9 protein-coding genes and 2 pseudogenes are annotated in these 9,709 nt (G+C 72.0%); 9 read left to right on the top strand and 2 right to left on the bottom strand.

Annotation, left to right across the window (positions count from 1 at the left end):
- From ABZV34_RS35175 to ABZV34_RS35160, 4 genes and pseudogenes are all read left to right on the top strand, one after another.
- A pseudogene (locus ABZV34_RS35175) lies at window positions 1-185 on the top strand (aminofutalosine synthase MqnE); the annotation flags it as partial.
- A gap of 86 nt (window positions 186-271) precedes the next feature.
- Window positions 272-811 carry a GNAT family N-acetyltransferase gene (locus ABZV34_RS35170; protein ID WP_356286008.1) on the top strand — a complete coding sequence of 180 codons (540 nt, stop codon included), beginning with the start codon at window positions 272-274 and terminating at the stop codon, window positions 809-811.
- A 94-nt stretch (window positions 812-905) separates the two neighbouring features.
- Complete coding sequence (locus ABZV34_RS35165) at window positions 906-1,208, top strand: DUF4229 domain-containing protein (protein WP_356286002.1); 303 nt, start codon at window positions 906-908, stop codon at window positions 1,206-1,208.
- A gap of 84 nt (window positions 1,209-1,292) precedes the next feature.
- Window positions 1,293-1,946, top strand: a complete 654-nt coding sequence (locus ABZV34_RS35160) for a TetR/AcrR family transcriptional regulator (protein ID WP_356285999.1) — start codon at window positions 1,293-1,295, stop codon at window positions 1,944-1,946.
- A gap of 31 nt (window positions 1,947-1,977) precedes the next feature.
- Here ABZV34_RS35160 and ABZV34_RS35155 read toward each other — a convergent pair whose 3' ends face one another.
- Entirely contained in the window at window positions 1,978-2,859 is an 882-nt protein-coding gene (locus tag ABZV34_RS35155; RefSeq protein ID WP_356285997.1) for a MaoC/PaaZ C-terminal domain-containing protein, read from the bottom strand.
- A gap of 401 nt (window positions 2,860-3,260) precedes the next feature.
- Here ABZV34_RS35155 and ABZV34_RS35150 point away from each other — a divergent pair, with 401 nt between their 5' ends.
- Entirely contained in the window at window positions 3,261-5,159 is a 1,899-nt protein-coding gene (locus ABZV34_RS35150; RefSeq protein ID WP_356285995.1) for an AMP-dependent synthetase/ligase, read from the top strand.
- Between the two features lie 175 nt (window positions 5,160-5,334).
- Here the strand turns inward: ABZV34_RS35150 and ABZV34_RS35145 are convergent, their stop codons facing one another.
- Window positions 5,335-5,538 carry a cold-shock protein gene (locus tag ABZV34_RS35145; RefSeq protein ID WP_148009945.1) on the bottom strand — a complete coding sequence of 68 codons (204 nt, stop codon included), beginning with the start codon at window positions 5,536-5,538 and terminating at the stop codon, window positions 5,335-5,337.
- Window positions 5,539-5,882: 344 nt separating this feature from the next.
- Between ABZV34_RS35145 and ABZV34_RS35140 the strand changes: the two genes are divergently transcribed.
- The 4 genes and pseudogenes from ABZV34_RS35140 to ABZV34_RS35125 all read left to right on the top strand — a co-directional run.
- Window positions 5,883-6,731: a menaquinone biosynthesis protein gene (locus ABZV34_RS35140; RefSeq protein WP_356285992.1), complete on the top strand. Its 849-nt coding sequence runs from the start codon at window positions 5,883-5,885 to the stop codon at window positions 6,729-6,731.
- A 101-nt stretch (window positions 6,732-6,832) separates the two neighbouring features.
- Window positions 6,833-8,566, top strand: a complete 1,734-nt coding sequence (locus tag ABZV34_RS35135; protein WP_356286005.1) for a serine/threonine-protein kinase — start codon at window positions 6,833-6,835, stop codon at window positions 8,564-8,566.
- A 92-nt stretch (window positions 8,567-8,658) separates the two neighbouring features.
- Window positions 8,659-9,459 (top strand): A24 family peptidase, encoded by an 801-nt coding sequence (locus tag ABZV34_RS35130; RefSeq protein WP_356285989.1) that lies wholly within the window; start codon window positions 8,659-8,661, stop codon window positions 9,457-9,459.
- Window positions 9,460-9,530: 71 nt separating this feature from the next.
- Window positions 9,531-9,709: pseudogene (locus tag ABZV34_RS35125) on the top strand (dehypoxanthine futalosine cyclase); the annotation flags it as partial.

The following is a 9,709-nucleotide window of genomic DNA, read 5'->3' as shown; positions in this document are numbered from 1 at the left end:
ACAAGATCACGCACGACGCGGACAACTACGGCACCCCGAACAAGCTGACCCGCGAGGATCTGCTCGACCTGATCCGCGACGCCGGCTTCCGCCCCATGGAGCGCAACACCCGCTACGAGATCATCCGCGAGTACGACGGCCCGGACCCGGCGCGCCGGGAGGCCCCGCAGCCGATGCGCGTCTGACGTACCGGCGCGCGCCGGCCGCTGTTCAGCGAAGCGACCTCTGCGGTTGAGGGAGCTCTGACCTCGATGTTCTAGCCTGGGTGACCGTGCCACTGACGTTCACCCTCTTCACCGAGACCACGAAGCCGGCCCCGGCCCTGCCCGACCAGTTGCTCACGCTCTGGACGGACGTCACCAACGCGGGCGGCGCGGTCGGATTCGTGCCGCCGGTGACCCCGGCCGACATACGGCCCCGCGCCGAGGCCCATCTCGGCGCCGTGGCCGAGGGCCGCACCCGGCTCCTCGCGGCCTTCACCGCCGACGGCCGGCTCGCCGCCACCGCCTTCCTCTCCTTCAACGACCACCCCCTGATGCGCCACTGGGCGTGGCTCTACACCGTCATGGTCGACCCCGCGCTCCAGGGCCGCGGCTACGGCGCCGAGCTGCTCCAGGAGGCCGAGCGGCAGGCCCGCGGCCTCGGCCTCGACGCGCTCCGGCTCACCTGCCGGGGCGGCGAGGGACTGGAGCGCTTCTACGCCTCCTGCGGCTACAAGGAGGTCGGCCGGGTGCCCGAGGCGATACGCGTCGCACCGGGCGACGACCGGGACGACATCATCATGCTGCTGCCTCTGCCGCGCGGCGAGTGAGCCCCCGCCGAGTGATCCGCGCTCCCGGCGTGCTTCACTGGACGGTGCCCTTTGGGAACGTTCGAAACGGTTCGGAACGGAAGAGTGGATTGACATGGGCCGCTACACGCTGATGCGCCTCGGTATCTTCGCAGGCTGCCTCGTGGTCGTCTGGGGCCTCGTCTATTCGGGCATCGCGCCGCGCGGTCTGGGCGACTCCAACTACATGTGGGTCGTCCTGCTCGCCCTGGTGATCTCCGCGCCGATCAGTTTCGTCGTGCTGCGCAAGGAGCGTGACCGTGCCTCCGCCCAGGTCGTCGCGCGCGTGGACCGCGCCCGGGCCAACCTGGAGCAGAACCGCACCCAGGAGGACCACGCGGACGACGCCGCACGCGGCGCGCAGAGCCGGCCCTCCTGACACCCCCGCACCGTCGGCCGCGCGGCCATGGGCCCCGGCTTCCTCGGTGCCGCCCCGGCGGCGGCCGATCGTACGCTTGCCCGTATGGGTGCTGTGAAGAACAAGCGGATGCCGCGTGCGGTGCGTGAGCAGCAGATGCTGGACGCCGCTGTGCGGACCTTCGGGCAGCGGGGATACCGGTCCGCGTCGATGGACGAGATCGCCGATCTGGCAGGCGTGTCCAAGCCGTTGGTGTACCTGTACCTGAACTCGAAGGAAGACCTGTTCACCGCCTGCATCCGGCGTGAGGCCGTGGCACTGACCGCGGCGGTGCGCGCGGGTGTCGGGCCGGGCCTGGCCGCCGACCGACAACTGTGGGAAGGCCTGCGGGCGTTCTTCACCCATACGGCGCAGAACCCCGACGGCTGGTCGGTGCTGCACCGTCAGGCGCGCACGCACGGCGAGCCGTTCGCGGCCGAGGTCGCCGCGATGCGCGAGGAACTCGTCGCGTTCGTCACCCAGTTGATCGTGGTCGCCGCGCGCGAGGCGCATCGCGATCCGTCGTTGCCCGAACGCGAGGTCGCCGGTCTCGCCGAGGCCCTCGTGGGTGCCGCGGAGTCCCTGGCGGCCTGGGCCAACGCCACGCAGGGTGTCTCGGCGAAGCAGGCCGCGGCGACTCTGATGAACTTCGCCTGGGCGGGCCTGGGCGACCTCATGGACAACCACCCCTGGTCGCCGCCGCTCGACGGCCAGGCGTGAGCCCGGCCCGGCGTGGACCACGTCCTGCGTCCTAGACCCGGTCGGGGTCACCGGGGTGCACCTCCCCGGTGAGGTGCCGGCGGACCGGGTCGCCGCTCGGGGCACGGAGTTCGAAGGCGGGGCCGTCGGCGGCGTAGGTGACGGTGCCCGGCAGGAGGACCGGGGCCTTGAAGCCCGCGCGTACGTACACCGGTCCCTGCGGTCCCTGTTCCGCGAGGCAGCGGGCGACGGTCCACATACCGTGCGCGACGGCCCGGGGGAAGCCGAAGAGGCGGGCGGTGAGCGGGTGCAGATGGATGGGGTTGCGGTCCCCCGACACGGCGCCGTAGCGGCGCCCGACGTCGCCGCCGAGACGCCATTCGGCGCGGGCGGGCAGCGGGTCCCTCGCCGAGCCCGCGTTCCCCGGCGGTGCCGGTTCCGGGGCTGTCGAGGGCGAGCCCCCGGTCGTCCGGTGCCGTGCCAGATACGTACTTCTCGACGTCCACACGAGTTCGCCGCCCGCTCTCGCCTCGGTCACGACGCGGGCCTCGGTCCCGCGGCGGTGCGGTGCCAGTCCCTCGGCGTACACGGTGAGTTCGTACGTCTCGTTGGCGGCCGGCGCCCGCCGCTGCCTGATCTCGATCGACGTGTGCACCAGCCCGAGCAGCGGCAGCGGGAAGGGACGGCTCGCCATGACCCGCACGGCGAGCGGAAAGCCGAGGACGTGCGGGTACGTGATCGGGAGCGCCTCCGAACCCGTGGCGAAGCCGCAGATGCGTTCGTAGGCGGTCAGGTGGGCGAGGTCGACGCGCAGGTTCCGGAGGACGAGGCGGGCGGGGGGAACGGGTGCGTCCGGGCGGGGGCGCTTGAAGGGGGAGAGGAGGGTGCCGCGGACGAGATGGGGGGTCATGGAGGGCATGTGGCGGTCGGCCATGGTCCAACTCCCAGCGGGACGTAGATTTACTCCAGAGTAAGTTACCCAGGGTAAGGCTATGTCACGGATCAGTGGATCGGGCCGGCGCTGGGCTCATGCGTTCCAGCCCTTCCGGCGCTCGAGGGCGAGCTCCTCGGGCGAACGGGGGTTCAGGTGGCGCGGCCCGTGGTGGGGTGCGGGGCGGCATCCATGTGAGGGGGGCGGGAGGGGCGGCGCGAGCGAAGAAAAGAGCTACCTCGGGTAACTCGCACCTCGCCCGCCCCAAACACCCACAAACCCCACACCCCGGGCCCGTACGATCCCGCTCACCCCTGCCTCGCATGAACCCCCCACCCTCCAGGCCCGTATGAGGCTTCGGCCCCTCGGGCCGACCTGGTCCCGGCAGACGAAGGAGTCGCCCCGTGCCCAGCCCGTACCACTCCCCGCCCTCCCTCGTGGAGCCCGAGATCAGGCGGTTGGACGGTGTCGTGCGCGAGGTGTCCGTGCCGCCCCTGGTCGCCCGGGTGACCCACGGCTCACTCGCCGACATCCCGTTCGACAACGCCACCGAGGCCCCCGGGGAACCGGTCCTCAGCCGCAAGGACCCCGACGGCGGCTGGCAGGACGTGACGGCGGCCGAGTTCGCCGCCCAGGTACTGGCGGTCGCGAAGGGACTGATCGCCGAGGGCCTGGCACCCGGTGACCGCATCGCGATCATGGCTCGGACGACGTACGAGTGGACGCTGCTGGACTTCGCCGCCTGGGCCGCCGGACTCGTCACCGTGCCCGTCTACCCCACCTCCTCCCTCTTCCAGGTCCGCTGGATCCTCCAGGACTCGGGAGCCGTCGCGCTCGCCACGGAGACCGTGGCCCAGGCGTCCGCGCTCGGCCCGGAGCGCGACCGGATCCCCGACCTGCGGCACATGTGGGTCTTCGAGAAGGGGCACGTGGAGAGGCTGGCCGAGCGCGGCCGGGACATTCCGGACCAGGAAGTCGCCGTACGCCGGGGCGTGCTGGGCCCCGACACGCTCGCCACGCTCATCTACACCTCGGGCACGACCGGCCGCCCCAAGGGCTGCGCGCTCACCCACGGCAACTTCTTCGCCGAGATCGACAACGCGGTCGAGCTGCTCTACCCGATCTTCAGGACCAAGACCTCGGACGCCGCGTCCATGCTCCTGTTCCTGCCCCTCTCGCACGTCTTCGGACGGATGGTCGCGGTGGCCTGCCTGCGCGCCCGGGTACGGCTCGGACATGCGCCGAGCCTGCGCACCGAGGACCTGCTCGCCGACCTGGCGAGCTTCCGGCCCACGTTCCTGCTGGCCATCCCGTACGTGCTGGAGAAGGTGTTCAACACCGGCCGGGCGACGGCCGAGAAGATGGGCCGCGGCGCGTCCTTCGACCGGGCGGCGCGCATCGCGTGCGGCTACGGCGAGGCGGTCGAGGCCCGGCAGCACGGCACCGGGCCCGGTCCCTCCCGCCCCCTGCGAGCGGCCCGCGCCCTCTACGATCCGCTGGTCTACCGGCGTATCCGCAACGCGCTCGGCGGCAGGGTCCGTTACGCGATCTGCGGCGGCTCCCCGCTCGGCCGCCGCCTCGCCGCGTTCTACGCGGGCGCCGGTATCGAGATCTACGAGGGCTACGGCCTGACGGAGGCCACCGCGGCCGCCACGGTCACGCCCCCGCTCAAACCCCGGCTGGGAACGGTGGGCTGGCCGCTGCCGGGCACGCGGGTACGGATCGCGGGCGACGGTGAGGTCCTGCTGAGCGGCGAACAGATCTTCCGGGGCTACTGGGATCCGCACGCGGGCGGAGTGGTCGACGCGGCTCCCGACGGCTGGTTCGCCACCGGCGACATCGGCGAACTGGACGACGGGGGCTACCTGTCCATCACCGGCCGCAAGAAGGAGATCCTGATCACCGCGGGCGGCAAGAGCGTGGCCCCCGCGCCCCTGGAGAACTGGCTCCGCTCGCACCCCCTGATCTCCCAGTGCATCGTCCTCGGCGACCGTCGGCCCTATGTCAGCGCCCTCGTCACCCTCGACCTCGACGGCATCACCCACTGGCGCCAGATGATCGGCAAGCACCCCGTGCCACCGGAGCTGCTGGTCGACGATCCCGAACTGAACGTCATCATCCAGCGCGCGATCGACGAGGCCAACAAGCTCGTCTCCCGCCCCGAGTCCATCCGCCGCTTCGCCGTCCTTCCGGTGGACTTCACGGAGGAGGCCGGCCATGTGACCCCCACCCTGAAGCTCAAGAGGGCCGCGATCGAACGTGACTTCGGCAAGGAGATCGAGAGCCTGTACCTGAAGCCGTGAAGCCGTGAAGCCGTGAAGCCGTGAAGCCGTGAAGGGGCGGGCGGGGGCTCCGGCGGAGGTTTCATCGCCGTGGCGGACGGCGGAAAGGCAGGAGCCCCGCGACCGGCTGGCGCGGGGCTCCTTGGGTACTGCTATCCGTTCCGGATCAAAGCATGGGGCTCATGGAGCCGAAGGCTTAGAGCGGAGTGACGTTCTCCGCCTGCGGGCCCTTCGGACCCTGCGTGACGTCGAAGGAAACCGCCTGGTTCTCTTCGAGAGAGCGGAATCCGCTCGCGTTGATCGCGGAGTAGTGGACGAAGACGTCCGGGCCGCCGCCTTCCTGGGCGATGAAACCAAAGCCCTTTTCGGCGTTGAACCACTTCACGGTTCCGGTAGCCATAAGCCCTCCTTGGGCCCAAAGGGTTGCCCTGCTCCAGAACCTGCGATTGTGTAAACAACTGCATATGTCTGAAAACGACGAGAGCCCGCGGTCACATGCTCCGCAGGCTCTGTACTGCAAGGGAAACCAAACTGCAACTTGCGGCGAGCCTAGCACGCAGGCAGCCGAAAGCAATAGGGGGAAAGATCACGTCACCCGGATGTCTGACCCGTCCGGTGTGCGCGTTGACGTCGGGGTGTCGCGGCCCGTCGGGGCGAGGGCGGACACAGGGGTCGGGGCGGTCGGCGAAGCCTCGCGGGGACCCTGAGGACTGCACCGTACCGCATGGGGTCTAGCCTCGCGATGTGGACAATTCTCGCACCCGGCCGCGCGTCGGCCACATCCAGTTCCTGAACTGCCTGCCCCTCTACTGGGGGCTCGCGAGAACGGGCACGCTCCTCGACTTCGAGCTCACCAAGGACACCCCGGAGAAGCTCAGCGAGAAGCTGGTGCAGGGCGATCTCGACATCGGGCCCATCACGCTCGTCGAGTTCCTCAAGCACGCCGACGAGTTGGTGGCCTTCCCCGACATCGCGGTCGGCTGCGACGGTCCGGTGATGTCCTGCGTGATCGTTTCCCAGGTCCCGCTGGACCGGCTGGACGGCGCCAGGGTCGCCCTCGGCTCGACCTCTCGTACATCCGTGCGCCTGGCACAGCTGTTGCTGGCCGAGAGCGTGGGGGTCCAGCCGTCCTACTACACCTGCCCGCCCGACCTCAGCCTGATGATGCAGGAGGCGGACGCCGCCGTACTCATCGGTGACGCGGCACTGCGGGCCAATCTGCTCGACGGGCCGAAGTTCGGTCTTGAGGTGCACGACCTCGGCACCCTGTGGAAGGAGTGGACGGGGCTGCCGTTCGTCTTCGCCGTGTGGGCCGCCCGCCGCGACTACCTGGAGCGCGAGCCGCTCGTCACCCGCAAGGTGCACGAGGCCTTCCTCTCCTCCCGCGACCTCTCCCTCGACGAGGTCTCCAAGGTCGCCGAGCAGGCCGCCCGCTGGGAGGCCTTCGACGAGCAGGTCCTGGAGCGGTACTTCACCACGCTCGACTTCCGCTTCGGCGCCCCGCAGCTGGCGGCCGTGCGGGAGTTCGCCCGGCGGGTCGGCTCGACCACCGGGTTCCCGGCGGACGTACGGGTGGAACTGCTGAAGCCCTGAGGCCCCGAAGCCCTGAGGCCCCGGGCGCTCGGAGGCGTACGGAACTACCCTGCTGGGCAGTGCGTCCAGTGCGTACGGGGGAGGGATGAGCTGTGAGTGTCATGCAGCCGCTCGGAGTCGACGAACCCACGGTCGTGGGGCCCTACCGGCTGCTCGGCCGGCTGGGCTCCGGCGGCATGGGGCGCGTGTACCTGGGCCGCAGCGCGGGCGGGCGTACGGTCGCGGTCAAGATCGTGCACCCGCACTTCGCGCTGGACGAGGAGTTCCGCGCCCGGTTCCGTCGCGAGGTCGAGGCCGCGCGACGGGTGGGCGGCGCGTGGACGGCCCCGGTCCTGGACGCGGACCCGGAGGCACCCGTGCCCTGGGTGGCGACGGGATACGCGGCCGGTCCCTCGCTCGCGGGCGCCGTCGCGGACACCGGCCCCCTGCCCGTGGCGTCCGTACGGGTGCTGGGCGCGGGCCTCGCCGAGGCGCTCGGCGCGGTCCACGTGCTCGGTCTCGTCCACCGCGACGTCAAGCCCTCCAACGTCCTGCTGACCCTCGACGGGCCCCTCCTCATCGACTTCGGCATCGCCCGCGCGACCGACGGCACGGCCTCCCTCACCTCGACGGGCGTCTCCGTCGGCTCTCCCGGCTACATGTCGCCGGAGCAGATCCTCGGCAAGGCGGTCACGGGGGCGGCCGACGTCTTCTCGCTCGGCGCGGTGCTGGTGTACGCGGCGACGGGGGAGTCCCCCTTCCCCGGTGACTCCTCGGCCGCGCTCCTCTACAAGGTGGTGCACGAGGAACCCCGGCTCGGCTCCCTGGAGGGCGAGCTGCGGGACCTGGCGGCGGCCTGTCTGGCGAAGAACCCGGACGGTCGGCCGGCCCCCGCCGAGGTGGCCGCGCGGCTGGTCCCCGGCGGGGCGGCCCGTTCGGTGACGGCGGGATGGCTGCCGGGGCCGCTGGTCGAGCAGGTCAGCCGCGGCGCCGTGCAGTTGCTGAACCTGGAGGCGACGGAGGCCGCGCCGTCGGGACCGGTGGGGTTCGACAGCAGTCCGGGGGGCACGGATCCCGGCGCCGGGACGCCGGAGGCCGGGACGCCGGGCGCCGGGACGCGTGCGACCGGCGGAGTCTTCGGGCCGCCGCCCGCGATGCCCCCGTACCCCACCCACCCCACGTACGTACCCGACCAGCGCGAGCCCCGGGACGCGGCCGAGGTCCGGGCCGACCACTCCGCCGGTCCCGGCCAGGACCCCGGAAGGCTCTCCGTCAGCCTGGCCGCGACCTCCGCCTCCGGCACGAACGGCCGCGGACGCAGGGTCAGTTGCACGGTCGCCCTCGCGGTCGCCGGAGCACTCGCGGCGGTGACGGTGGGCTCGGCGTTCCTCTTCGACCTGCTGCCGGGCGGCGATCACTCCTCGGACTCCGGCGGTGACTCGGCGGCCAGCCGTCCGGCGGCGTCGCCGGACCCGTCCGGCCGGGCGGACACGGAGCTGGGTTCGGTGCCCGCGAAGTACCTCGGCACCTGGGAGGGCGCCGCCTACGCGCTGGACGGGAGCCTGCCCGCGGGCACGTTCCGCGTCACCCTGCACCGGGCCGCCGTGGGCAAGGAACTGGGCACGTTCCGGTCGACCGACCTGATCGGCGGCGTCTGCGACGACGTACTCGTCCTCAAGAAGGTCACGGACCAGCGGCTCACCGCGACGAGCATCGCCAGGAAGTCCAACCCCGGCACCTGCACGACGGGCAGCCACGAGGTGCGGCTGACACCCGCCAAGGGCGACCTCAAGTACGAGACCGACAACCCGGACGCGGGCGATCCGGTCGCGCGGATGTCGAAACCGCCCAACTGACCGACCGCACAAGGGCCATGGCCCGGGGAGAGGCGACGGCCCGGGGAAGGCGCGCCCTGCCCGGACCGCGCCCGGCTGCGTAGGGTGTCCGCGTGGATCCCGTTCTCTGGCTGACCGCCGTCGCCGCCGCCTGGGGCGCCGCGGTGGGTGTGCTCGTGCCACGGGCCGCCCACCGCTTCTCCGTCGAGCCGGACGAGGCGTGGCGGGACCGGTGTCCCGGCGGCCACGCCCTCACCGGGGTCGCGGGCGGCTGGCTCGGACCCGCCCGCTGCGCCGAGTGCGCCGGCCGCACGGTGCCGGCGCCGTCCGGCGCGGCGGGGCGCCCGGCCCGGCTCGCAGCCGCGGCGTCGTACGGACCGCGCACCCCCCTCGTGTCCCTCACCACCGCGCTGGTCTGTGCCGGTCTCGCCCTCGCCACCGGTGTCCGCCCCGAGCTGGGCGCCTGGCTGCTGCTCGCGCCGCTCGGTGTGCTGCTCGCGGTCGTGGACTTCCGGGTGCAGCGGCTGCCGGACGTGCTCACCCTGCCGCTCGCAGGCCTCGCGCTCGCGCTGCTGGGCGCCGCCGCCGTCCTGCCGGAGCACGCCGGGAACTGGCCGACCGCGCTGTTCGGGGCACTCGCGCTGGGCTGCGCCTACTTCCTCCTCTTCCTCGTCAGTCCGAACGGCATGGGGTTCGGGGACGTGAAGCTCGCGCTGGGACTCGGGGCGGTGCTCGGCTGGTACGGATGGGGGACCGTCGTCCTCGGGACGTTCGCCGGATTCCTGTTCGGGGGGCTGTACGGACTGGGCCTCGTCCTCGCGCGCCGCGCGGGGCGCAGGACATCGATCCCGTTCGGACCGTTCCTGATCGCGGGGGCGTACCTCGGGCTCCTGATGGGGGCGTACGCGGCCTGACGTCGGGCTCCTGGTGGGGCTGGCGTAGGCTGGCCAGGTCCGTCCACACCCTTATGAAAGGGACGCTCCCGGTGACCGAGAAGGCCGACCTTCAGTCCGTCCTCGACCGTGCCGCCGAGGGCGGGCGCATCACCCCGGAAGAGGCGCTCGACCTCTACCGTGACGCTCCGCTGCACGCGCTGGGCGCCGCCGCCGACGCCGTGCGCCGCCGCAGGTACGCCGGCACCGAGCACATCGCGACGTACATCAT

Source organism: Streptomyces sp. NPDC005195 (assembly GCF_040608315.1).
GTDB classification, from domain to species: Bacteria; Actinomycetota; Actinomycetes; order Streptomycetales; family Streptomycetaceae; genus Streptomyces; species Streptomyces kaempferi.
The sequence above is the reverse complement of the archived record's forward strand: the minus strand, read 5'-3'. Positions and strand labels throughout refer to the sequence as shown.

What these genes read in the sequence shown, in the direction of transcription:
- ABZV34_RS35155 (WP_356285997.1), bottom strand. Translation starts at nt 2,859, where the DNA reads ATGGCCGACCGCCACATGCCCTCCATGACCCCCCATCTCGTCCGCGGC.
- ABZV34_RS35165 (WP_356286002.1), top strand. Translation starts at nt 906, where the DNA reads ATGGGCCGCTACACGCTGATGCGCCTCGGTATCTTCGCAGGCTGCCTC.
- ABZV34_RS35145 (WP_148009945.1), bottom strand. Translation starts at nt 5,538, where the DNA reads ATGGCTACCGGAACCGTGAAGTGGTTCAACGCCGAAAAGGGCTTTGGT.
- ABZV34_RS35135 (WP_356286005.1), top strand. Translation starts at nt 6,833, where the DNA reads ATGCAGCCGCTCGGAGTCGACGAACCCACGGTCGTGGGGCCCTACCGG.
- ABZV34_RS35160 (WP_356285999.1), top strand. Translation starts at nt 1,293, where the DNA reads ATGGGTGCTGTGAAGAACAAGCGGATGCCGCGTGCGGTGCGTGAGCAG.